The 22,678-nt window shown below is 69.5% G+C and carries 20 protein-coding genes; 14 read left to right on the top strand and 6 right to left on the bottom strand.

The features are described from left to right. The first annotated feature begins 58 nt into the window (after positions 1-58). The 6 genes from F0U63_RS31725 to F0U63_RS31700 all read left to right on the top strand — a co-directional run bounded on the left by F0U63_RS31725 (position 59) and on the right by F0U63_RS31700 (position 6,037). Positions 59-502, top strand: coding sequence for a MauE/DoxX family redox-associated membrane protein (locus F0U63_RS31725; RefSeq protein ID WP_395835620.1), 444 nt, complete (start codon positions 59-61; stop codon positions 500-502). A gap of 63 nt (positions 503-565) precedes the next feature. Then, positions 566-1,093, top strand: a complete 528-nt coding sequence (gene hslV, locus F0U63_RS31720) for an ATP-dependent protease subunit HslV (RefSeq protein ID WP_071900607.1) — start codon at positions 566-568, stop codon at positions 1,091-1,093. 14 nt (positions 1,094-1,107) lie between these two features. After that, positions 1,108-2,511 carry an ATP-dependent protease ATPase subunit HslU gene (gene hslU, locus F0U63_RS31715; RefSeq protein WP_395835617.1) on the top strand — a complete coding sequence of 468 codons (1,404 nt, stop codon included), beginning with the start codon at positions 1,108-1,110 and terminating at the stop codon, positions 2,509-2,511. Positions 2,512-2,536: 25 nt separating this feature from the next. Then, positions 2,537-3,793 carry an aspartate aminotransferase family protein gene (locus F0U63_RS31710; protein ID WP_395835615.1) on the top strand — a complete coding sequence of 419 codons (1,257 nt, stop codon included), beginning with the start codon at positions 2,537-2,539 and terminating at the stop codon, positions 3,791-3,793. Between the two features lie 239 nt (positions 3,794-4,032). Then, the gene (locus tag F0U63_RS31705; RefSeq protein ID WP_395835613.1) at positions 4,033-4,638 is read left to right on the top strand and encodes a hypothetical protein; all 606 of its coding nucleotides are present in this window, start codon (positions 4,033-4,035) and stop codon (positions 4,636-4,638) included. A 118-nt stretch (positions 4,639-4,756) separates the two neighbouring features. Beyond that, entirely contained in the window at positions 4,757-6,037 is a 1,281-nt protein-coding gene (locus tag F0U63_RS31700; protein WP_395848457.1) for a hemolysin family protein, read from the top strand. Positions 6,038-6,044: 7 nt separating this feature from the next. Here the strand turns inward: F0U63_RS31700 and F0U63_RS31695 are convergent, their stop codons facing one another. From F0U63_RS31695 to F0U63_RS31680, 4 genes are read right to left on the bottom strand one after another with little or no spacing between them, the layout of a single operon-like run. Continuing rightward, positions 6,045-6,989 carry a hypothetical protein gene (locus F0U63_RS31695; RefSeq protein ID WP_395835612.1) on the bottom strand — a complete coding sequence of 315 codons (945 nt, stop codon included), beginning with the start codon at positions 6,987-6,989 and terminating at the stop codon, positions 6,045-6,047. 2 nt (positions 6,990-6,991) lie between these two features. Continuing rightward, positions 6,992-8,173, bottom strand: a complete 1,182-nt coding sequence (locus tag F0U63_RS31690) for an SDR family oxidoreductase (RefSeq protein WP_395835610.1) — start codon at positions 8,171-8,173, stop codon at positions 6,992-6,994. Between the two features lie 23 nt (positions 8,174-8,196). Beyond that, the gene (coaE, locus tag F0U63_RS31685; RefSeq protein WP_395835608.1) at positions 8,197-8,793 is read right to left on the bottom strand and encodes a dephospho-CoA kinase; all 597 of its coding nucleotides are present in this window, start codon (positions 8,791-8,793) and stop codon (positions 8,197-8,199) included. A gap of 7 nt (positions 8,794-8,800) precedes the next feature. Then, positions 8,801-9,268, bottom strand: coding sequence for a hypothetical protein (locus tag F0U63_RS31680; protein ID WP_395835606.1), 468 nt, complete (start codon positions 9,266-9,268; stop codon positions 8,801-8,803). 130 nt (positions 9,269-9,398) lie between these two features. Between F0U63_RS31680 and F0U63_RS31675 the strand changes: the two genes are divergently transcribed. The 8 genes from F0U63_RS31675 (at position 9,399) to F0U63_RS31640 (ending at position 17,602) form a co-directional block, all read left to right on the top strand. Next, positions 9,399-9,902 (top strand): cytochrome c3 family protein, encoded by a 504-nt coding sequence (locus F0U63_RS31675; RefSeq protein WP_395835604.1) that lies wholly within the window; start codon positions 9,399-9,401, stop codon positions 9,900-9,902. Between the two features lies 1 nt (position 9,903). Further along, positions 9,904-10,506 (top strand): ribosome biogenesis GTP-binding protein YihA/YsxC, encoded by a 603-nt coding sequence (yihA, locus tag F0U63_RS31670; protein WP_002627147.1) that lies wholly within the window; start codon positions 9,904-9,906, stop codon positions 10,504-10,506. 41 nt (positions 10,507-10,547) lie between these two features. Next, positions 10,548-12,182 carry a DUF6178 family protein gene (locus tag F0U63_RS31665; protein ID WP_395835602.1) on the top strand — a complete coding sequence of 545 codons (1,635 nt, stop codon included), beginning with the start codon at positions 10,548-10,550 and terminating at the stop codon, positions 12,180-12,182. 167 nt (positions 12,183-12,349) lie between these two features. Continuing rightward, positions 12,350-13,630, top strand: coding sequence for an O-antigen ligase family protein (locus F0U63_RS31660; RefSeq protein ID WP_395835600.1), 1,281 nt, complete (start codon positions 12,350-12,352; stop codon positions 13,628-13,630). Then, positions 13,620-14,768 carry a glycosyltransferase gene (locus F0U63_RS31655; RefSeq protein ID WP_395835597.1) on the top strand — a complete coding sequence of 383 codons (1,149 nt, stop codon included), beginning with the start codon at positions 13,620-13,622 and terminating at the stop codon, positions 14,766-14,768. The genes F0U63_RS31660 and F0U63_RS31655 overlap by 11 nt, the downstream gene beginning before the upstream one ends. Before the next feature lie 64 nt (positions 14,769-14,832). Beyond that, positions 14,833-15,531: a DUF4097 family beta strand repeat-containing protein gene (locus F0U63_RS31650; protein ID WP_395835595.1), complete on the top strand. Its 699-nt coding sequence runs from the start codon at positions 14,833-14,835 to the stop codon at positions 15,529-15,531. A gap of 194 nt (positions 15,532-15,725) precedes the next feature. Then, positions 15,726-16,466, top strand: coding sequence for an expansin EXLX1 family cellulose-binding protein (locus tag F0U63_RS31645; protein ID WP_395835593.1), 741 nt, complete (start codon positions 15,726-15,728; stop codon positions 16,464-16,466). Between the two features lie 107 nt (positions 16,467-16,573). Beyond that, entirely contained in the window at positions 16,574-17,602 is a 1,029-nt protein-coding gene (locus F0U63_RS31640) for a histone deacetylase family protein (RefSeq protein WP_395835591.1), read from the top strand. Positions 17,603-17,627: 25 nt separating this feature from the next. On the opposite strand, the gene F0U63_RS31635 is transcribed toward F0U63_RS31640, so the two are convergent. Further along, positions 17,628-20,606, bottom strand: coding sequence for an ATP-binding protein (locus F0U63_RS31635; protein ID WP_395835589.1), 2,979 nt, complete (start codon positions 20,604-20,606; stop codon positions 17,628-17,630). Positions 20,607-20,926: 320 nt separating this feature from the next. Further along, the gene (locus tag F0U63_RS31630) at positions 20,927-22,318 is read right to left on the bottom strand and encodes a hypothetical protein (protein WP_395835587.1); all 1,392 of its coding nucleotides are present in this window, start codon (positions 22,316-22,318) and stop codon (positions 20,927-20,929) included. Positions 22,319-22,678: the final 360 nt, after the last annotated feature.

Genomic DNA, 22,678 nt, shown 5'->3' with positions numbered 1-22,678 from the left:
TTCCGCGTGCGATGAGGAGCGAACGTTCCACCTCTCTCTCTTCCCAAGGATTCGACTCATGCCCCCCGAGCCTTCCACCCCCTTCTTCCGCACGCTGTCCTGCGAGGGCGCCGCCTACTTCCTGCTGCGGCTCGCCCTGGGCCTCAACATCTTCCTGCACGGCGCGGTGCGTCTGCCCGCCCTGGGCGCCTTCGCCGACACGCTCGTGCAGGGCTTCGCCCAGACGCCCCTGCCGCCGCCGCTCGTGCGCGCCTTCGCGCTGCTGCTTCCCTTCCTCGAGGCCGTGCTCGGACTGCTGCTCACGCTGGGGCTGCTGACACGTGCCGCGCTCTTCGGCGGAGGGCTGCTCATGGTGGTGCTCGTCTTCGGCACCGCGCTGCGCAGCCAGTGGGAGACGCTCGGGTTGCAGATGGGCTACGTGTTCCTCTACGCCGTGCTCCTGGTGACGGTGCGCTTCAATGCGCTCGCCCTCGACGGCGGGTGGAACGTCCACAAGCGGTGAGGGGGCGGACAGGCCGCGCGGGAGTCGTGGAAACGCCCGCCTCGCCTTGTTAAATGCCCCGGCATGTTCCATGGCACCACCATCCTCTGTGTGCGCCGAGAGGCGAAGGTCGTCATCGCCGGTGACGGTCAGGTCAGTCTCGACAAGACGATCATGAAGAACACGGCGAAGAAGGTCCGCCGCATCGGCGATGGCTCCGTGCTCGCCGGCTTCGCGGGCAGCACCGCCGACGCCTTCACCCTCTTCGATCGCTTCGAGGCGCGGCTCAAGGAGCACCAGAAGAACCTCACCCGCGCCTGTGTGGAGCTGGGCAAGGATTGGAGGACCGACCGCTTCCTCCGCCGCCTGGAGGCCCTGCTCATCGTGGCCGATCGCGAGAAGACGTTCATCCTCTCCGGCTCGGGCGACGTCATCGAGCCCGACTTCGGCATCGCCGCGGTGGGCAGCGGGGGCACCTACGCGCTCGCCGCCGCCCGGGCCCTCATGACGCACACCCAACTGCCCGCGCGCGAGGTGGCCACCCACGCCATGCAGATCGCCGCCGACATCTGCGTCTACACCAACTCCAACGTCACCTACGAAGAGCTCTGAAGGGAGCCGCCACCGTGAGCAACGCACGCAAGAGCCCCACCTTCACGCCCCGCGAGGTGGTGGGCGAGTTGGATCGCTACATCGTCGGGCAGAACGCCGCCAAGCGCGCCGTGGCCATCGCGCTGCGCAACCGCTGGCGCCGCCAGCAGGTCTCCGAGGATCTACGCGATGAGATCCACCCGAAGAACATCATCATGATCGGCCCCACCGGCGTGGGGAAGACGGAGATCGCCCGGCGGCTGGCGAAGCTCGCCCAGGCCCCCTTCGTCAAGGTCGAGGCCTCCAAGTTCACCGAGGTGGGCTACGTGGGCCGCGACGTGGAGTCCATGGTGCGCGACCTCGTCGAGTCCGCCATCGCGCTCGTGCGCGACGAGGAAATGGAGCGGGTGCGCGCGCGCGCCACCGAGAACGCCGAGGACCGGCTCGCCCAGCTGCTCTCCGGCCAGGCTCCCGCCTCGCGTCCCACCGGCGGCATGGGATTCATGGCGCCTCCGCCCCCACCGCCCGCCGCGCCCCGGCTCAGCGACACCGAGCGCGACAAGCTCCGGGCGCAGCTGCGCGCCGGCACGCTCGATGATCAGGAGGTGGAGCTGGAGACGAGCGAGGGCGGCTCGCCCACCTTCCTGCGCAACTTCTCCGGCCAGGGCATGGAGGAGATTGGCGTCAACCTGCAGGATCTCTTCAAGAACATGCCCGGCATGAGCCGCTCGCGGCGGCGCAAGGTGCGCGCCCCCGAGGCGCTCAAGCTCTTGGAGCAGGAGGAGGCCGCGCGGCTGGTGGACACCGAGCGCGTCAACCGCGAGGCCCTGGTGCGCGCCGAGCACAGCGGCATCATCTTCATCGACGAGATCGACAAGATCGCCAGCCGCGAGGGTGGGGGCAAGGGCGCGGGCCCGGACGTGTCGCGCGAGGGCGTGCAACGCGACATCCTCCCCATCGTCGAGGGCTCCACCGTCAACACCAAGTACGGCCAGGTGAAGACGGACCACATGCTCTTCATCGCCGCGGGCGCCTTCCACGTCTCCAAGCCGAGCGATCTCATCCCCGAGCTCCAGGGCCGCTTCCCCATCCGCGTGGAGCTCGAGCCGCTCAGCGGAGAGGACCTGGTCCGCATTCTGCGAGAGCCCCGCAATTCCCTCCTGCGCCAGTACACGGCGCTGCTCGACACGGAGGGCGTGCACCTGGATTTCTCCGACGAAGCCGTGTTGGAGATCGCCCGGATCGCGCAAGGCGTCAACGAGCGGACGGAAAACATCGGGGCCCGGCGCCTGCATACGGTGCTCGAACGTCTACTCGACGATGTATCCTTCAACGCCAGTGAGCAGGGCCCCCGGACCCTGTTCATCGATGCAGCCTATGTTCGCGAGCGGCTCGCGTCCGTGGTGCAGGACGAGGATCTTTCGCGCTACATCCTCTAGCAGACCCCAGGTCAGGAGAGTGCCCGTGTCGTCCACGCCTTCGCTGAACTCCACCAAGACCGAGACCACCCCTCAGGCGCCTTCCCCTTCGGCCAAGAACGAACAGTGGATCGAGAAAGCCAAGGCCCACCTGCTGCAGAACTACAAGCAGCAGCCGATCGTCCTGGAGCGCGGGTTGGGCTCGCGCGTGTGGGACGCGGACGGGCGCGAGTATCTGGATCTGCTCGGGGGCATCGCCACGTGCGGGCTCGGCCACTGCCACCCCGAGGTGGTCGCCGCGGTGCGCGGGCAGCTCGACAAGCTGTGGCACGTGTCCAACGTCTTCTACACGGAGCCGCAGATCGAGCTGGCCGCCCGGCTCACCACCGCCTCGGGCCTGGCGCGCGCCTTCTTCTGTAACTCGGGGGCCGAGGCCAACGAGGCGCTCATCAAGCTGGCGCGCAAGGTCCAGAAGGACCGCGGCCAGACCGAGCGCCACGAAGTCATCACGTTCGAGAACTCCTTCCACGGGCGCACGCTCGCCACGGTCACCGCCACGGGCCAGGTGAAGTACCAGAAGGGCTTCGAGCCGCTGCCCCAGGGCTTCACGCACGTGCCCTATGGGGACCTCGAGGCGGTGCGCAAGGCGGTGAGCCCGCGGACCGCCGCCATCCTCGTGGAGCCCATCCAGGGCGAGGGTGGGGTGCGCGCGGCGCCTCCGGGCTTCCTCAAGGCCCTGCGCGCCCTGTGCGACGAGCACGGCCTGCTGCTGATGATCGATGAGATCCAGACCGGCATGGGCCGCACCGGCAAGGTCTTCGCCTTCCAGCACGAGGACCTCCTCCCGGACGCCATCAGCCTGGCCAAGTCGCTCGGCAACGGCATGCCCATTGGCGCCATGCTGTGCTCCGAGGAGGCCGGCAAGAGCCTCACGGCGGGCACCCACGGCTCCACGTTCGGTGGCAACCTCATCGCCGCCGTCGCCGCCAACGTGGTGGCGCGCAAGGTGACCGAGCCCCAGCTGCTGCGCGACGTGACGCAGAAGGGCGAGTACTTCCTCGGCCGCCTGCGCGAGCTGCAGCGCCGCCTGCCCACCATCATCAAGGAGGCGCGCGGCCAGGGCCTGCTCATCGGTGTGGAGCTGTTCCAGGACGCCGCCCCCATCATCGCCAGGTGCCGGGAGCTCGGTGTGCTCCTCAACGCCGCGGGCGAGAAGACGCTGCGCTTCGCCCCCGCCTACACCGTGTCCCACGACGATCTCGACCACGGCGTGCGCATCCTCGAGCGGGCCCTCAAGCCCTGAGCCGCTCGCGGCCCGGAGCGGGGCGCGCTTCCCTCGAGGACGCGCGCCCCTCCGGCGCCTCTTCCACCGGAGAGAAAAAGAGTTCTCCCCGAGTGAAAAAATCCGTTGTCCGTGTTGACGCCATTCCCAGGGAATCGTAGGATTCCAAGACCTCAGAAATTGAGAGGGAAGGGGAGTGGCCGGTGAAGAGAGATGCTCCGCAATCCGCGGCTCTGGGACTGGCGGCGACTCCAACCGCGATGTCGGCCCGTGCGGTCTCCCCCTTCCAGCGCACCCCGCCCGAGGTGGTTCTGCCCGAGCTCGAGGTGAGTGTCGTGCTGCTGGAGGAGGACGAGGAGACGCCGTCCTATGGCACCGCCTCGCTGCCTTCCATCACCGCGGATGTGCTCGCCTTCCTGTCGGAGGGCGACATGGCCCAGGCGGAAGAGGCCCCGTCCGAGCCTCCGGCGCGCAAGGGCCCGGGGGTGAACACGCTGCTGGTGGGCGTGGACGAGCTGCTGTCGCTCGGGGATGTGTCCAGCGCGCTGGAGTTGGTGGGCAAGGCCGAGCAGCTCGATCCGCTGGAGCCCCGGTTGGAGGGCGCGCGCGCGCGGTGCGAGCAGGCGCAGCGCCTCGCGCTGGAGCAGCGGCTGGGGAGCGTGAAGCAGGTGCCCCGGCTGAAGCTGCGCATGGCGGAGCTGATGAAGCTCAGCCTGGATGCGCGCATGGGCTTCCTGCTGTCGCGCATCGACGGACACCTGAGCTATGAGGCGCTCTTCTCCGTATCAGGCATGTCCCGAATGGAGACGATGCGTGTGCTGGTCCAGTTGTTGGATCAGGACATCATCACCCTCGGGCCCCGCTGACGCCGTGTGGGAGGGACGTCACTTCCTCAAGTTCGTCCACACCGCGCCCTCATCTCCGGCACACTGAGGCTTCCCCCAAGGAAGGGAAGCCATCGTTACCGAATTCGCCATCATCCTGCTGCTCGTGCTCGCCAACGGCATCTTCGCGGGCGCGGAGCTCGCGCTCATCTCCATCCGCAAGACACGGCTGCAGGAACTCATCGAGCAGCGCAGCTCCGCCGCGCTCGCGGTCAAGGCGCTCCGGGACAACCCCGAGCGCTTCCTGGCCACGGTGCAGATTGGCATCACCGTCGTGGGCTCCACGGCGGCGGCCTTCGGCGGCGCGTCCATCGCCCAGCGCTTGAGTAGCCCCCTGGAAGGGCTCGGGTTGCCGGCGGCCCAGGCTCACAACGTGGCGTTCGCCCTGGTGGTGGGCCTGGTGTCCTACCTCTCCCTGGTGTTGGGCGAGCTGGTGCCCAAGTCGCTCGCCCTGCGCTACGCCGAGCGCTACGCGCTGCTCATCGGCCGGCCCCTGCGGGGGCTGTCGCGGTTGATGAAGCCCGTGGTGTGGCTGCTCACCTTCAGCTCCAACCTGGTGCTGCGCTTCTTCGGCGACAGCACCTCCTTCACGGAGTCGCGCCTGTCCCCGGATGAGCTGCAGCAGCTCGTGGAGGAGGCGGCCCGCAGCGGCAGCGTCCACCCGCGTACCGGGGAGATCGCCTCGCGGGCCTTCGATCTGGCGGGGCTCACCGTGACGGACGTCATGGTGCCGCGCACGAAGGTGGTGGCGCTGCGGCGGCATGCCACGCCCGAGGAGGTCCGGCAGGTGCTGCTGGAGCAGGGCCACAGCCGGATGCCGGTATACGAGGGGGATCTGGATCACATCTCCGGGTACGTGGTGGCCAAGGATCTGCTGTCGTTCGCGCTCGAGCAGCAGCTCATCCTCCTGGAGGACGTGCTGCGTCCGGCCTACTTCATTCCGGAATCGATGCGCGCCCTGGACGCGCTCCAGCAGATGCAGGCGCGCAGGCTCCAGCTCGCCCTCGTGGTGGATGAGCAGGGCGGGCTGCTCGGGCTCGTCACCATGAAGGATCTGGTGGAGGAGCTGGTGGGCAACATCTCCAACGAGAGCGAGGCCCCGCCCGAGCACATCCGGTACGACACGGACGGGACGGTGCTCGTGGAGGCCACCCTGCCCATCCGGGAGGTGAACCGGGCGGTGGAGCGGCTGGAGCTGCCCGAGGATGGCAACTGGAGCACCCTGGGCGGACTGTGTCTGTCCCTGGCGGGCGCCATTCCTCCGGTGGGGGCGCGCTTCACCCTGGGCGATGGCACGGTGCTCGAGGTGGCGGAGGCCTCGGCGCGCCGGGTGAAGCAGGTGCGCATCCACCCCCCGCCCCCCCGGAGCGAGGCCACCTGAGCCGCGCTCAGCGGTACTCGAACACCCGGAAGGAGTAGGTGCCCGCGGCCTCGTTGGCCGAGTAGAGATCGATGAACACCGTGGTGCTCGAGGCCGCCTGGAACTCCACGAAGGACTTCTGTTGGGTGAGGAAGGGGCTCTTCACGTTCTCTCGGATGAAGGCGGCCAGGGCGGGCACGGTGCGGGTGGTGTCGAACTCGATGCGGTAGGTGGCGTCGCGCACGACGGGGAAGGAGAACCAGTCCTCGTCCTGTCCGTACTCGAAGCGGCCGGAGATGAGGGGGGCGGAGGTGCCGGCCGGGGCGGGCACGAGCGCCGCGGCCTCCTCCGGGATGTCGCCGAAGTCATCCTGCACGGGGGTGGCGAGCTGGAGGGTGTAGGTGCCGATGGCGGGCGAGGGATCTCTCGGCGAGTGGCTCACGCGCACGGTGTAGGGCGCGCTGACGCGGGCCTTGAAGCCCACCTGCACGCCGGGGCTCCCATCCTGCGCGCGGATCCACTTGCCCTCGGGATCGAACACGTCCACGCGGGGCAGGAGCGCGCCCGGTCCCGGCGTCACGGTGAGCACGTAGGCGTTGCGCGCGGTGGCGTTGATGCGGAAGAAGTCATAGTCGCCCACCGGCTCGATGCCCTGCGTGCGCGGCTGCGTGGCCTCGAGCGGCGCGGCCCGGGCGATACAGTCATCCGGCTCGGCGCTGTCGCCGGGGTGCTCGGGGCAGTTGGCGCTGGTGACGACCTCGCAGCTCCCATTGGGCCTGGGCAGCGTGCCCTCGCGGCAGAGGCAGATGGCCCGGCCGTTGTCGTTGGCGCAGGTGGTCTTGTCCGCCTGGGTGCAGGGGTTGGGATCGCAGGGATTCTTGCCGGGGGGCGTCGGCTGCGACGTGTCCGTCAGACAGGCCGGGGCGAAGAGCAGGGTGGAGAGGAGGGCGAGGCGGGGCGTGAGGGGGTGCATGGTCAGCGGCTCCCGGAGCGATCGGCGTCCGGCGCGTCGCGCGAGCCGGGGGGCCGGTGGTCGAGGGGATCCTCCACCTCGGAGGACGCCTCGCGGCGTTGGCGGTACTGCTCGCGCACGTAGGCGACGAGCTGGTCGAGATAGGTGGAGAGGGGAGGGCAGCGGATGCCGGTGCCGTCCAGCAGCTCCAGGGTGTTGTGGGAGTTGTAGATGGCCAGGTGGTTGACGTAGCCGAGCGCGGTGCGCTGGGGGCGGGCGAGCTTCTCCAGCACGGGCAGGCGCATCACCACGTCCGCGGCCCGGGCCGAGAGGTTGAAGCGCGGCAGCTTCTTGTTGGACTGCTCGGCGATGCGCTCGTAGACGCGGCGGGCGCTCATGGGGTTGGGGTCCACGAGGTGGAAGGTGCGGCCCACGGCGCGTGCGTCATGCGCCAGCGCCCACACGGCCCTCACCACGTAGTCCACCGGCACCACGTTGAGCGGGGCCACGCCGTTGCCCGGCAGGGGCATGGGGGCCACCAGCGGGCTCGTCACCAGGAGGATGCCCAGGTAGTAGGGGCCCTCGAAGCGATCGATCTCCCCGGTGCGCGAGTCGCCCACCACGGTGCTCGGGCGGAAGATGGTGATGGGCAGGCTCGAGGCGGCGCGCTGCAGGCGCTGCTCGGCGTGGAACTTGGTCTCCTCGTAGACGTTGCGGAAGGTCTGCCCGCAGTCCAGCTCGTCCTCGGCGATGACGCCCACCCGGTCCCCGGAGACATGGCAGGTGGAGAAGTGGTTGAAGCGCTCGAGGTGTTCGCAGTCGCGCGCCAGCTCCAGCATGTTGCGCGTGCCATCCACGTTGACGCGCCAGGCGGTCTCCTTGGGCACGCCCATGTAGAAGACGGCGGCCAGGTGGAAGATGTGCGTCACCCGCGAGCACAGCCGCTGGTACTCCTGGCCGGACAGGCCCAGGTGCATGTCCACGATGTCGCCGGTGAGCAGCTCCAGCGTGGCGCCCTTGCCGCGCAGGCCGGCGGCGAGCTGCTGGGCTTCCTTGAAGTGCTTGGGCTGCACCAGGGCGTAGACGTGGGCCTGGGGCGCCTCGCGGACGATGTGCTCGACCAGCCGTTTGCCGATGAAGCCAGGGTAGCCGGTGACGAAGTACGTCGGGGCCTTGCCGCTGGCTTCCTTGCGCGTGTCGCTCATGGGCGGCGGAGCATACTCGGCCCTCAGCCGCGCGCGAGTACGGCGCGCCAGACCTCCTCGACCTGGGCCCGGGTGGCTTCCAGGGTGCCCGAATTATCCACCACCCACGTGGCGTGCTCCCGCTTGCCGTCCAAGGGGAGCTGGGCGGCCAGCCGGGCCTCGGCCGCGGTCTCGTCCAGGTCATCGCGCCGCATCAGCCGGGCCCGTTGCAGCTCGCGCGGCACCCACACCAGCACCACGCCCTCCATCGCCCCGTGCAGCCGGTTCTCGATGAGCAGGGGGGCGTCGTAGAGCACGCGCTCCACGCCCGCCTCGGCGAGCGCCTGGGTGCGCTCGACGAAGCGCTGGCCGATGAGCGGGTGCAGCAGGGCGTTGAGGGCGGCGCGCTCGGTGGCGTCCCCGAAGACCCGCGCGCCCAGCGCCGCCCGATCCAAGCGCCCATCGGGCCCCACCACGCCGGGGAAGCGCTCGGCCACGGCCGCCAGTCCGGGAGTGCCCGGCTCCACCACCTCCCGGGCGATGAGGTCCGCGTCGAGCACCTCCGCGCCCAGCTCGCGGAACATCCGGCTCACCGTGCTCTTGCCCGAGGCGATGCCGCCCGTCAGTCCGTAGAGCTTCACCGGCGGCCTACTTCGCGGCCTGCGCGGAGGTGAAGGTGAGCGACTGCACCGTCTTGCCGTCCTCGTTGAGGAACACGGCCAGCCCCTGGCGGGCGTAGAAGAGGTAGGTGCGGAAGTCGTCCGTCAGCTTCTTCTGGTAGCACGGGGAGGGCTGCTTGCCGGAGGAGGGGCAGGCGGGGCCGTAGGTGCTCTCGATGGACTCCTTGTCGATCACCGGCCCCGGAAAGACCGAGATGCGCTCGACGTGCTGCGTGCCCACGTCCACGGTGAACTGCACCTGGCGCGTGCCCTTGATGGCCTTCTCGTCGAAGTAGGCGACCACTTCCTTGCCCTCGCTGGTGACCACGCGTGAGGGCTCCCCGAACTTCTGGATGATGCTGTCGCGCTTGGTCTGTCCGGGCTCGATGCCCTGCCACGGTTTGGCCACCGCGGGCGCGGCGGCGAGGAGCACGGCGACGCAGACGAGGGTCTTCATCCTCCCTGATGTAGCGGATCTCCCCTCGCCCCCTCAAGCGCTCCGGGTGTTGGCGAGCCCCCTGTCGGGACATGGTGTTTCCCACCCGCGCCTTGCCCCCCTTGGAGGCGTCTGCTAGTGACCGGACGCGATGCCTGCTCGTGGCCCCTGGCTCCTGACCCTCCTGCTCGTCCTCGTCCTCTCCGGTGCCGCCGGCGCGGCGGATTTCCTTGGCCCGGAGAGCTGCAAGGGCTGCCATCCGGCCGCCTACGAAGCCTGGATGCAGTCCAAGCATGCGCGCGCCGGGGACTCGCTCGCGCCCACCCAGCAGAAGGACGTGCGTTGCCTGTCCTGCCATGCGCCGGACCAGGCCAGCCAGAGCGTGTCCCACGTCACGTGCGAGACGTGTCATGGCGCCGGCCAGCACTACTCGCCCTCCTATGTCATGAAGGACGCGGAGCTGGCCCGGCTGGTGGGCCTGGTGGACCCCTCGGAGAAGGCGTGCCGCAGCTGCCACGACGCCTCGTCCCCCTCGCTCAAGCCCTTCAACTTCGTCGAGTCGCTCAAGGCGATCGACCACTGGTCCGCCGAACGGGCCGGCAACAAGACGGCCCAGGCCGAGCCTTCCCAGGCCGAGCCCGCCAAGAAGAAATAGCGTGATCAAAATCCTCGACGCCCGCTTCATCACCACGGCGGTGGAGCCCAAGGGCTACCCCACGAGTCTCGCCCCCGAGGTGGCCTTCGTGGGCCGCTCCAACGTGGGCAAGTCGTCCATGATCAACGCGCTCACGGGCCGCAAGAAGCTCGTGCGCGTGTCCAACACCCCCGGCCGCACCCGCACGCTCAACTTCTTCGACGTGGACGTGGAGCGCGACGGCAAGCCGCACCTGGTGCGCTTCGCGGACCTGCCCGGCTACGGCTTCGCCAAGGTGAGCAAGACCGAGCGCGCCGAGTGGCAGACGATGATCACCACCTACCTGGAGAAGCGCCGGGACCTGAAGGTGGTGGTGAGCATCATCGACGCCGAGGTGGGCCCCACCCCGGACGACTTCCAGACGCTCGACTACCTGCAGAACTACCGGCGCATCCTCGTGGTGGCCACGAAGATGGACCGCCTGCCCAAGGCGCGCCGCAAGCCGCGCCTCACCGCGCTCGCCGAGCAGCTCAGCCTGCCGCGCGAGGCGGTGCTGCCCTTCTCGGCCACGGACAAGCTGGGCCTGGACGAGGTGTGGGGCGCCCTGCTGGACAGTGTGAAGTGAAGGGCTGAAGGGCCGGGGGGAACCGTGGTAGGCACGGCGCCATGTCGAATGGCAATAGCGGAAGCAAGGCGCTGAACACCGTGCGCCGGCAGCTCGCGGCCCTCTCCGGCCGCAAGCGGCTGGAGGCCCTCGTCGAATCGGAGCATGCCCGCGCCCTGGTGCGCTCGCTGCCCGCGGAGGACCTGTACTTCACCATCATGGAGGTGGGCCTGCCCGACGCGGTGGACCTCGTCCAGCTCACCTCGCCCGAGCAGTTCCGCACTTTCGTGGACCTGGGCTCGTGGAAGCGCGACACGCTCGATCCACTCGGCACCCTCAACTGGCTGCGCGCCGCGCGCGGGGACTCCGCCGAGGACTTCCTCAAGAAGGTGCGCTCCCTGGACGCCGAGGTCCTGGAGATGCTCGTGCGCGAGTTCACCGTCATCCACGATCTGGAGGAGGACCCGGACGTGAACCCGGCGGGCGTGACGATGGAGACGCCCGAGGGGCGCTATCTCATCGAGTTCAAGGGCGTGGAGGGCGCGGAGCTGGCGGCGCTGCGCGTGCTGCTCAACGATCTCATCGCGGACAACCCCTTCGAGGCGGTGCGCTTCCTGGAGGCCACGCGCTGGGAGGTGCCCGGGGAGCTGGAGGAGGTGGCCTACCGCTTCCGCTCGGCGCGGTTGCAGGACCTGGGCTTCCCACCGCTGGACGAGGCCGTGCAGCTCTTCAGCCGCGTGGACACCGGGCCCGCGCCCACTCCGGCCGCGAGCGCCGCGCTCGCCAGCACGCGCGAGCAGCCCGACTACCTGGAGGCCGCCTTCCGCGAGCTGGACGAGCGCGAGCGCGAGAACCTGGAGGCGGAGCTGCGCTACCTCGCCAACGCCACGCTCGTGGCCGAGGTGGAGGAGCCGGGGGACCTGGACGCCATCCGGCGCGTGGGCGAGATGGCCCGGGACTACCTGCTGCTCGCCCTGGAGCACCTCACCGGGGGAGATCCCGCGCGCGCCGCGCAGGTGGTGCGCGACACGGAAATCAAACGCATCTTCCAGGTGGGCTTCTCCCTGACGCTCGCGCTCAAGTTCCGCGCGGACCGGTTGATGAAGGAGCCCTTCACGAAGGTGGAGGGCGTGCCGCTGCTCTTCGCCGAGGAGGCCGCCGCCGTGGAGGCGCTGCGCCGCAAGCGTCCACGGCGCACCCTGAAGGTGCCCGGGGCCGAGCCGGTGCCCTTCCGCTCGCGGCGCGAGCTGGCCGCCAGCGAGGAGGTGCTCGCCCGGGCCGAGGCGCAGGTGCCGCTGCTGGGCGCGCTGCTCGGGGGCTCGGCCCAGACCGCCCGGGAGCGGCTGTCCCGCTTCGCCGACGCGCCCCAGGAGTTGGGGATGGAGCGCTTGCTCGCGGCCGCCGTGGCCATCGCCCTCCTGGAGGGCCGGGTGGATCCCCGCCCCCTGCCGCGCGAGGGCCGGCAGACGCTCGGCGCGCTGCTCTTCGAGGGCACGCCGGACGCGCCCCGGCTCAAGCCGGGCGTGGCGGAGCGGGCCCTGGCGGTGCTGGAGCCCGCGGTGCCCGAGGCCTCCCGGCCCGAGCTTCGTCGTCAGGTGAACGCCGTCCTCGCCCGGCTGCTGGAGGAGATGGGCGCCGTGTTTCTCCAGGAGGGAAAGCTCAGCGCCATTGCCTCCCTTCTTCTGCCCATGGAGTGAAACGCCGGTAATTCTTCCCGCTTCCCGCCCTGCGGTCTGAGGACCTCCACGGTAAATCCTTGGATCCACTGGGATTTGCCCTCCAGGGCCGTTGGCATATCGCCTGCTAACGCCCTGGGGTGGCCCGGTCCGCGCATGCGGCGACGGGACGTGGGAGGAGGGTCCGGATGGAGCTGGGCGATAAAGCGGAACGCCGGGACGTGGTGGCGTTCTACGCACTGACCACCTTCGCGGCGCTGATGTACATGCTGCCGCAGGTGTGGTTTCCCGTGCTGGCCCCCTTGCGGCTGGCGCTGTTGGCGTCGGGGTTGGCCGCGGGGCTGATGGCCTTGCGGAGACTGGGGCGAGCCGAGCCCCTGTATTTCGATGGAATCCGAGGCGGGGCGCTGCTGGCGTTCTCGGTGTTGGCGCTGGCCTCGATGTCGTGGTCGGTGAACCCGGAGGTGTCGCGCGCCACCGCCATCGAGCTGCTCAAGCTCACGGCGATCTACCTGACGCTGGTGAACGTCATCACGACGCCCCGGCGGCTGGCGGCCGTGTGTGGCGCCATGGTGCTGGGTTCGATCGTGACGAGCTATGGCGTCATCGACTCGCACTTCACCGGCACGCCGGAGACGCTGGTGGAGGGCTACCGGGCGCACTGGGCCGAGGTGTACGCGGACCCCAACCGCTCGGCCATGAACATCGGCATCATCGTGCCGCTGGCGGTGGCCTTCCTGGCGCGCAAGGAGAGCGGCTGGGTGATGCGCTCGCTGTCGCTGCTGGCCATCATCCTGGCGGCGGTGGCCATCGTGTTCACCTACTCGCGCGGTGGCTTCATCGGCCTGACGGTGGCCATGGCGGTGTGGGCGCTGCGCGAGAAGAAGAAGATGCGCTCGGTGATGCTCGGCATCGCGCTGGCCATTGGTCTGGCGGTGTTCGCGCCCAAGAGCTTCTGGGAGCGCAACGAGACGGTGGCGGAGCTGCACCAGGACGCCTCGGCGATGGGCCGTGTGTACGCCTGGCAGGTGACGTCGCGCATGAGCCTGGACAAGCCGTTGCTCGGAGTGGGCGCGGGCGCCTTCCGCCACGCCTGGTTCGACTACGCGCCGCCCCAGGCCACGCGGGCCTACGTGGCGCACAACATCTTCCTGGACGTCATCGGTGAGCTGGGCTGGGTGGGCCTGTTCTTCTTCCTGGTGTTCGCCGGGAGCTCCACGGGCGGCGCCTTCGAGGCCTCGAGGGATCCCCGCATGGGATGGATGGCGCGAGGACTGGCGGCGGCGATGACGGGCTACCTCATCTGCGACATGTTCTCCGGCTACATCCTCTCGGCGCACCTGTATGTGCTCTTCGGGCTGGCGGCGAGCGCGCATCGCATCGCCCAGGCGTACGCGGTGAAGGAGACGGAGCGCGACGTGAAGCAGACGGTGGTACCGGGATGGGAGGGCTCGAACCATGCGGCGTGAGGAGACGCGGATGGCGCAAGCGCCTCTGCGCCTGGTGCAGTTCACCAAGTCCTTCTACTTCGGTGGCACCGAGGTGCAGGTGGTGGAGCTGTTGCGCGGCCTGCCCGCCAGCTACCGCGTGCAGGTGTCCGTGCTGGATGCCGTGGGGCCGCTGATGGAGCCCATCCGCAAGATGGGCATCACCCCGGAGGAGTTCTCCCTGCGCGGCTCGCTCGCCCGGCCCAACACGCTCGCCCAGGTGCTGCGCATGGCGCGCTGGCTCAAGCAGGAGCGGGTGGAGCTCGTCCACGTGCACGACTTCTACGCGACGGTGCTGGCGGTGCCGGCGGCGAAGCTCGCGGGGACGAAGGTGATCGTCGGCCGGTTGGACCTGGCGCACTGGCACGGCAAGGTGAGGCGGGCTCTGTTGCGAAGACTCACCCACATGGCGGACCACGTGGTGGGCAACGCGGAGGCCATCCGCGAGATGCTCGTGAAGCAGGAGGGCCTCTCGCCAGAGAAGATCACGGTCATCCCCAATGGCCTGGACATCGTGCGCTTCGACCAGCGCCGGCGCGCGGGACTCCAGGCGCCGCTGCCGGACACGCACGGGGCGCCCGTGGTGGTGCACGTGGCGAACATGAACCACCCGGTGAAGCGGCAGGAGGATCTCCTGCGGGCCCTGGCGGAGGTGCGGCGCGCGGGGCGCACGCTGCATGCCTTCCTCGTGGGGGACGGGCCGCGGCGGCCGGAGATGGAGAAGCTCGCGGGGACGCTGGGCCTCTCGGACACCGTGCACTTCCTGAAGCACCGCGGGGACGTGCCCGCCATCTACGAGCGCGCGGACTTCGGCGTGCTGTGCTCCAGCGCCGAGGGCATGTCCAACGCGGTGATGGAGGGCATGGCCGCGGGGCTGCCCATGGTGGTGACGAACGTGGGCGGCAACCCGGAGCTGGTGGCGGATGGCGAGCGGGGTCTGGTGGTGCCGCCCCTGCGGCCAGAGGCGCTGGGCAAGGCGTTCCTCCAGTTGCTCGTGGACCGGGAGAGGGGCCGGCGCATGGGGGCCCAGGCGCGCGCCTTCGTGGAGCGGGAGCTGTCGCTGACGCGGATGGTGCGCCGGCATGACGCGCTGTACCGGCGCGTGGCGCGAGGCGAATGAAATCACCGGAGCACCGGAGCGTAGGGGGAGGGGAACCCGCTGTTGCCCTCCGAGGAACGCTCCCATGCTCTCCACCGCCCTGATCGTCGTCCTGGCCTCCGCTCCCGCTCCCGCGTCCTGGCGGTTCGACGCGGGGGCCACTCCCGAGGTGAGCCTCAGCGCCATCAACGGCTCCATCCAGGTGGAGGCCGTGGAGGGCCAGACGGTCTCGGTGGAGGCTCGGGGGGAGGATGGGGTGGACGTGAAGCCCTTCCTCGACGTGGAGCATGACGGGGACGAGGTGAGCGTGTCGGTATGCTGTGGCCCCTGCGAGGAGCGGCGTGCGTCCCGCTGCGACAATCCGGCCCCCGTGCACCTCGTGGTGAAGCTCCCGCGGGGCTCCGAGCTGGAGGTGAGCACGGTGGGCGCTCCGGTGAAGGTGACGGGGGTGGCGGGCTCACAGGAAGTGACCACGGTCAACGGTGACGTGTCCCTGCTCGGCTCGCGTGGACATCTGGAGGTGACCACGGTGGGCGGAGGCGTGGACCTGCGGCCCGACGACCTCGAGGACACCGAGGTGAGCACCGTGTCCGGTAACGTGAAGCTGAAGCTGCCGCGCGACGCGGGCGCTCAGGTGGAGTTCTCCTCGGTGGGAGGCCGCTTCAACGGCTCCGGGGTGTCCCTGGGCTCCATCGAGCGGCGCTATGGCAACGGCGGGAGCGCGGTGGAAGTCAACACCGTGAGCGGCTCGTTCGACCTCCAGTCCGACGCGGCCACGAACTGATGACAACGGGGGCGGGGTGCTCGCCGGATGAACTCCAAGGCGCCGGCGAGCGCCTTCTTTTCCTGGCGTCACCAGGGCGACACGGCGTCCCGAGCGGCTGTCCGGTTGAGAGCGTGCGTGTCCTGGGGGTGGAAGTTTCGTGAGTGGCAGGGGTGTTCCAGCGGCGCCACCCCTTCACTCCCGGAGCACAACGCATGCACAGAACCACCTTGCCCCTTGCTCGCTTGTCCGTCGTCGCCCTGATGCTGTCGCTCGCCGCCTGCGGGCCCGAGTCGAATGTCGAACCGAGCACGGAAGACGTGTCCTCGAGCACCGTGGACGCCCTGGCCTCGACTCCGATCGGCAACTTCAAGGATGGCATCATCACCTACTACGACGCGACCGGCGCGGGCGCTTGCAGCTTCGACGCGAGCCCGCAGGACCTGGACGTGGCCGCCATCGCCCAGGGCGAGTACCAGAACAGCGGGGCGTGTGGCTCGTGCGCCGAGGTGCAGGGGCCGCTTGGCACGGTGCGGGTGCGCATCGTGGATGTCTGCCCCGGGTGCACCACCGCGGGCCATCTGGATCTCAGCCGCGAGGCCTTCGCGAAGATCGCCAAGCCCATCGATGGCCGCGTGGCCGTGAAATGGCGCTTCGTCTCGTGCCCCGTGACGGGCCCCATCCAGTACCGCTTCAAGACGGGCAGCAGCCAGTATTGGACGGCCATCCAGGTGCGCAACCACGCCCTGCCCGTCAAGAAGCTGGAGTACATGAGCAACGGCAAGTGGGTGGAGGTCCCGCGCCTGAGCTACAACTACTTCGTGCAGGCCTCGGGGATGGGCACGGGCACCCTCCGTGTCCGGGTGACGGCCTCGAACGGGCAGGTGCTCGAGGACTCCCTGCCGAGCATCCAGGCCGACAAGACGTTCCCCGGCAAGGCCCAGTTCACGCCGTAGCCCGCGCGTGAGCCGGGTGAGGGGAGGGAGCGGGCGGAGGAGCCGGGACACGTGGGCTTGCCAGGGACGGGGCAAACCCGTCAGCCTTCGGCCCTGGAGGTCCTCCGATGAAAGTCGCTCATTCCCCCCTGCATGCCCGCCACGATGGGGGCAAGGAACTGCATCGCGGCGAGCTGGTGCCGTGCTTCGAGATGCCAGTGCGCGCCGACTACATCCTGGCGGCGGTGCGACGCGCCGGCTTCGAGGTGCTCGAGCCGCGCCCGTTCCCGCAGGAGTCGCTGCTGCGCGTCCACGACGCCGGCTTCGTCGAGTTCCTGCGCACCGCCCACGCCGAGTGGCGGGCCGCCGGCAAGGAGGGCTTCATGTTGCCGAGCGGCTTTCCCGCCCGCGCCCTGCGACGGGATCACATCCCCTCCGGCATCAACGGCAGGATGGGCTACTACGCCTTCGATGCCAGCACGCCCATCGTCGAGGGCACCTGGGACGCCGCGCTCGCCGCCGCGCGGTGCGCCCTGACGGCCGCCGCGTGGGTCGCAGAGGGCGACAAGAGCGCCTATGCCCTGTGCCGTCCTCCTGGACACCATGCCGCCCGCTCCGTCTATGGCGGCTACTGCTTCCTCAACAACGCGGCCCTGGCGGCGCAGCACCTGAGGGATCAGGGCTTCGGCCGGGTGGCGGTGTTGGACGTGGACTATCACCACGGCAATGGCACCCAGGACATCTTCTGGGAGCGCTCCGACGTGCTGTTCGTGTCCATCCACGCCACCCCGGAGACCGAGTACCCCTACTTCCTCGGCTACGCCGACGAGCGGGGCGAGGGCGCCGGTGAGGGGTACACCCGCAACTTCCCCCTGCCGCGCGGCTCCACCTGGACGGAGTACGGCACCGCCCTGGGCGCGGCGCTGGATGTCATGGGTGGGTTCGCGCCGGATGCGCTCGTGGTGTCGCTCGGCGTGGATACCTACGAGGGTGATCCGATCAGCGCCTTCAAGCTCGCCACGGAGCACTTCCCGCTGATGGGGAGGCGCCTGGCCGGGCTGAAGGTGCCCACCGTCTTCGTGCAGGAAGGCGGCTACGCGGTGGAGGAGATCGGCACCAATGTCGCCGGAGTCCTGGAGGGGTTCCTGGGCGGGTAGGGCACGCCCCCGCGGCCCGAGGCCCTCACGGCGACTCGTACCCGGCGCCCGTTTCCAGCACCGCGGTGGCCTCGAGCGGCAGCTCCAGGGTGAAGGTGGAGCCGCCGCCGGGCGTCGAGGTGACCGTGATGTCACCGCGGTGGGCCTCCACCACCTGCCGGGCGATCCACAGCCCCAGTCCGAAGCCACCGTAATGGCGTGAGGAGACCGCGCGCTCGAAGCGCTCGAAGATGCGGGAGCGGTCCCGTGGATCGATGCCGATGCCGTGGTCGATCACGCTCACCCGGGCGATGCCCCCCTCCGCCTCGAGGTGCACCTCCACCGGCTTGCCCCTTCCGAACTTCACGGCGTTGGACAGCAGGTTGTCGATGACCTGGCGGATGCGCGTGCGATCACACCTCGCCACGAGGGAGGCATTCCCCCGCGAGTCGAGGGTGCAGCCCGCGCGCTCGGCCTCGTCCCTCGCGTCCTCGACGGCCTCGGCCACGAGCACCCCCAGGTCCACGTCGTGGAAGCGCAGGTGGAGCTGGCCGGTGTTGATCCTCGACACATCCAGGAGCGTTTCGACCAGCGCGGCCAGGTTGCCCACGGCCTGGCTGGCCGTGTCGAGCCGCGCCCCGATGCGCTCCCGGCTCTCCTCGCTCAGGCTTCGCGCCACGAGCTCCAATTGAAGGCGGAAGCGGGTCAGGGGCGTCTTCAGCTCGTGGCTGGCCACGGAGAGGAACTCGTCCCGGGCGTGCACGGCTTCCCGGAGACCGGCCTCGAGCGCCTCGTGGCGGAAGAGCTCCCGGCGCATCCTCGCGAGCTCGAGGTTGGAGCGCACCCGGGCGAGCAGCTCCCGGGCGCAGAACGGCTTCACCAGGTAGTCATCCGCCCCCGCGTCGAGTCCGCTCACGGCGGCTTCGGGACCGGCCTGGGCGGACAGCAGGAGGACGGGGATGGCGCGCAGGTCCGGATCCTCGCGGAGCCGTCGGAGCAACCCCAGCCCATCCAGGCCGGGCATCATCACGTCGCTGACGATGAGGTCCGGGTGCTGCTCGCGCGCGGCCTCGAGCGCGGTGAGCCCGTCCACCGCCTGCTGGACCTCGAAGTGGGGAGCGAGGATGCGGCGCAGGTAGTCGCGCATGTCCGCGTTGTCGTCGACGACGAGCACCCGGCCGGAAGGAGGTTCCCGCGGGGACGGGGAGAGGGGCGGGGCCTGGGGGAGGGGAAGCGTCGCCTCCTCCTCCATGACCTCGGGCAACCACCGGAGCGCCTCCTGGGCGTAGAGCCTGGCCTCCGTCGCGGTGGATGTCCGCGGCGGCTCCTCCTGGAGCCGCTCCTTCGGGAGATGCGCCGAGCCCCGGGGGAGGCACACCGTGAACCGGGTGCCCCGGCCCACCTGACTGTCCACCGAGATCGTCCCCGCGTGGAGCTTCACCAGCTCCCGCACGAGCGCCAGCCCGATACCACTCCCCTCGATGGAGCGGGCCCGGGCGTCTCGCACGCGGTGGAACCGCTCGAAGACGTGGGGCAGCTCGTGCGCTGGAATGCCCGTCCCCGTGTCCTCCACCTCGAGCAGGACGTGCCGCTCCTCTTCGCGCAGCCGCACGGTGATGCCGCCCTCGAAGGTGAACTTGAAGGCATTCGACACCAGGTTGAGGACGATCATCTCCCACTGGCCCCGGTCGACATAGACGGGCTCGGACAGGGGAGGGCAATCCACGACGAGCCTCAGCCCGGCGCGCTCCGTGGCGGACCGGAAGCCGCTGACCAGCTCCGCCGTGAGGGCATCGAGCGCGGTGGGCTGGTAGTGCGCGTCGGCGCGTCCCGCCTCGATGCGCGAGAAGTCGAGCAGGTTGTTGACCAACCGCAGCAGGCGCTCGCTGTTGCGAATGACGACGTTGAGGGACTCGCCTCGAAGCGCCTGCTCCTCGGAGGAGCGCGCGTCCTCGAGCGGCCCGAGCATCAGCGTCAGGGGCGTGCGGAACTCATGGGACACATTGCTGAAGAAGACCGTCTTGGCCCGATCCAGCTCCAGCAGGGCCTCGGCGCGCTGGCGCTCCTCCTCGTAGGCGCGGGCACTCGCCACCGCGACGGCGATCTGCCCCGCGGCGAGCTCGAGGAAGGACCGGTAGTGCTCGTCGAGCGCGCAGAGCGGATTCAGGCCGGCGACCAGGAAGCCACAGGGGCGCGCCTGTCCCGCGCGAAGGAGGGGCAACACGAGCGCGGACCGCGCGGGCCCCGGCGACAGCTCGACGAGTTCCGTGGTGCCCGTCCGTGCGACCTTGGCCAGGGGCCAGGGCGCGTTCTCGTCACCCAAGGAGATCCGGGCGGGGCCCTGGGGTTGTCCCACCAGGAGGCCCGAGGTGCCCACGAGCCGGGCCTGCGTCTGATCCTCTGTCGTCAGGTAGAGCGCCGAGAACGGCACGTCCGCGGTGTTGCGGCTGAGCGAGCGAGCGATCGCGGCGCACGCCTCCTCCACCGTCTTCGCGCCCAGCGCGGCCTCTCCCAGCTCCCGCGAGGTTCGCAGCCGGCGCTCGGCGAGCACATACTGGGTGGTCTCGGTCCCCGAGCAGAAGATGCCACTGATCCGCCCCTCCTCATCGAGCAGGGGCGCGAACGAGAAGGTGAAATAGGTCTCTTCCAGGAACCCCTTGCGGTGGAGCTGGAGCGGAAGCTCTTCCGACCAGGAGGCGACTTTCGTGGAGACCACTTCCCGGAGCTGCGCGCCCAGGACATCCCAGACCTCTGGCCAGACGTCGCGAAAGGATTTGCCGATCGCCCAGGGGTGCTTCATCTGGAGGATGGGGATGTAGCCCTGGTTGTAGAGCAGGACGCACTCTGGCCCCCACAAGACGAGGGTGGGAAGGCGCTGACTGAGACAGATGCTCACGGAGGTGCGCAGCAGCTGCGGCCATTGACCCACCGGACCGAGCGGCGTTCGCGCCCAGTCCACGTTCCGGAGGAACGCGCTCATCTCGCCACTCGAAGCGAAGAGATCGCCGGAAGGCTCGTGGCTCATTCCGGGCTTGCTCCCTCGGACCGGTGCGTCGCGCGGCTGGCGCCACGACGGGCGGCCGACCGCTCCGGCATTTCACTCCCTCGAGCCATGTATCAGCGATAAGACTCCGAGGCCGTCCCGAGCAAGACGAAATGCCTCGGAAGAGTTGAATCCGTGATCCTCCCCGCCTGGCCGCCGTCAGAGGGCCTGCGACTTCACGCTGACGCCTCCTCCCCTGCCTGACACTTCTCGCTTCGCGCCTCATGCCGAGGGGAGGGGTTTTGTCATCGGGCGCACGAGCCGGCCCTCGTGAACTCACGAGGGCCGTCCCATGCCCGGGCCTACGGGTAATCCGCGAGGACGATCGAGAAGGGATGGCGATCCGCGGTCCGCAGATCAGGGTCGTAATCGCCCGTGGGCACGACGGTCACGATGAGGGTGCGCTTCTGATCCGCCGCGAACTTCAGCTCCTTGGGGCCCGTGGAGAGATCCAACACCTCGCCATCGGAGCCCGGCGTCAGTCCGGGCACGGCCTGGACGATGAAGCGGCGCGACGCATCGCTGGGGGCCTCGAGCGACACATAGAGCGTGCCCGGGGTGCCCGCGCCGGCCGACAGCTCGAGGTAGCTCGTGCCGAGCATCATCGGCGCGTTCTCGCCGATGTCGATCTTCCCCGGTTTGGCCTCCTGCTGGGCCGCCAGTGTGAGCCTGGCCGCCTTGAGGTTCTCCAGTCCGTCCTTGAAGTGACGGAAGTGGTTGTCGTCCACGTGGTCGCCCGTATACCAGCGCCAGCGCGAGAACTCGGGGACGCTCTGCACGTAGCTCGAGCCGTGGCTGGCCAGCAGCTCGTCGAGCGCATCGGCGAAGTCTGGATCGTTGAGCGTCTGATCCTCTCCCGCGCCCGGCGGGTTGCGCGACTTCAGCCACATGCTCGAGAGGAAGCGCGCGTCTCCCCCGAAGAAACGATCCTTCAGGTAGAGCAGGTACATGGATGAGCCATACATGTACCAGGTCTCGTACTCGTCGTAGTAGTCGAGCGCCCAGTCGGGGTGGGCCTGGAAGTCATCGAAATAGGTCTTGATGTAGCGGTTGGCGTACACCTGATCCGTGAAGACCGCGGACATCTCGAAGGTGATGGGGGACTCGTACCAGTCGTCCGCGGCCTGCGAGGCATGCGCCATCTCATGGACGACGGTCTCCTCGAGCTCGACCCCGCCATAGGGGCCCCACGGGTCGACGATCATGTAGCCGCGCCGGTCATCCCACGCCGTGGTGGGCTCGCCGGAGAGGACGTTGACGAGGCAGCTGCGGTGCCCCTTCCACACGAACACGTCGAAGGCCTCATCGGGCCCGCACTCTCCGGCATCGGTGATGGCCGGGCGCATGCCGAGCTGGTTGACGTGGTAGTCCCAGCCCTTCTCGACGAATCCGAGCACCTGCTGGGCCGTCTCCCGCTCGCTCTCCTTGTAGTAGTGCACGAGCACCGGAAGGGTCGTGGAGCGGATGGAGTAGGGGAACATCTCGTTGAAGTCGGACCGCCCGCAGATGGGGGTGTTCTCGGCCAGCGGGTGCGTGTAGTCGGGGTCGGGGGGGGTGGGTTTGTCGTCCTCGGTGGGACCGCAGCTGGCGGCGGCGAGCCCCAGTCCGAGCGAGGCCAACCAGGACAAGCGCTTGAGCGCACCAGGACGCTGGGACGAGCGCTTCGGAGCGGGGGCGGGGAACGACGAAGGCATGGATTGGATTCCTTGGAACACGGTGTGGAGACGCCCCTCGCAATGTACGTGCCTGGAGCGGGCTGCTCCCATTCTCTCGAAGTCGAGGCCTCGTGGAGAGCGCGTTCCACCGGGTCTGACGCACGGGTGACGAATCCACGGAGACGGTTGATGGGCGGAGGATGGGTCCCGGCGTCTGCCGGACTATGTCGACGAGACCTTCGCGGCGCTTCCCGAGGTCTTGGCCGCGTCACCGGGCCCGAGCGCTCCCGCCGCGAAGCGTGCCCGGCGATAGCGGCGGCCCGGGGCCGGCCGGGGGCCGTGCTGGGTCCACTCCCCCCACCGCCGGGTGTACGCTGCCCCGCGCGGCGGGCCCGACGT

Origin of the sequence: Cystobacter fuscus (assembly GCF_044360685.1) — a bacterium.
Taxonomy (GTDB): Bacteria; Myxococcota; Myxococcia; order Myxococcales; family Myxococcaceae; genus Cystobacter; species Cystobacter fuscus_C.
This window is presented reverse-complemented; position numbering and strand designations above follow the sequence as displayed.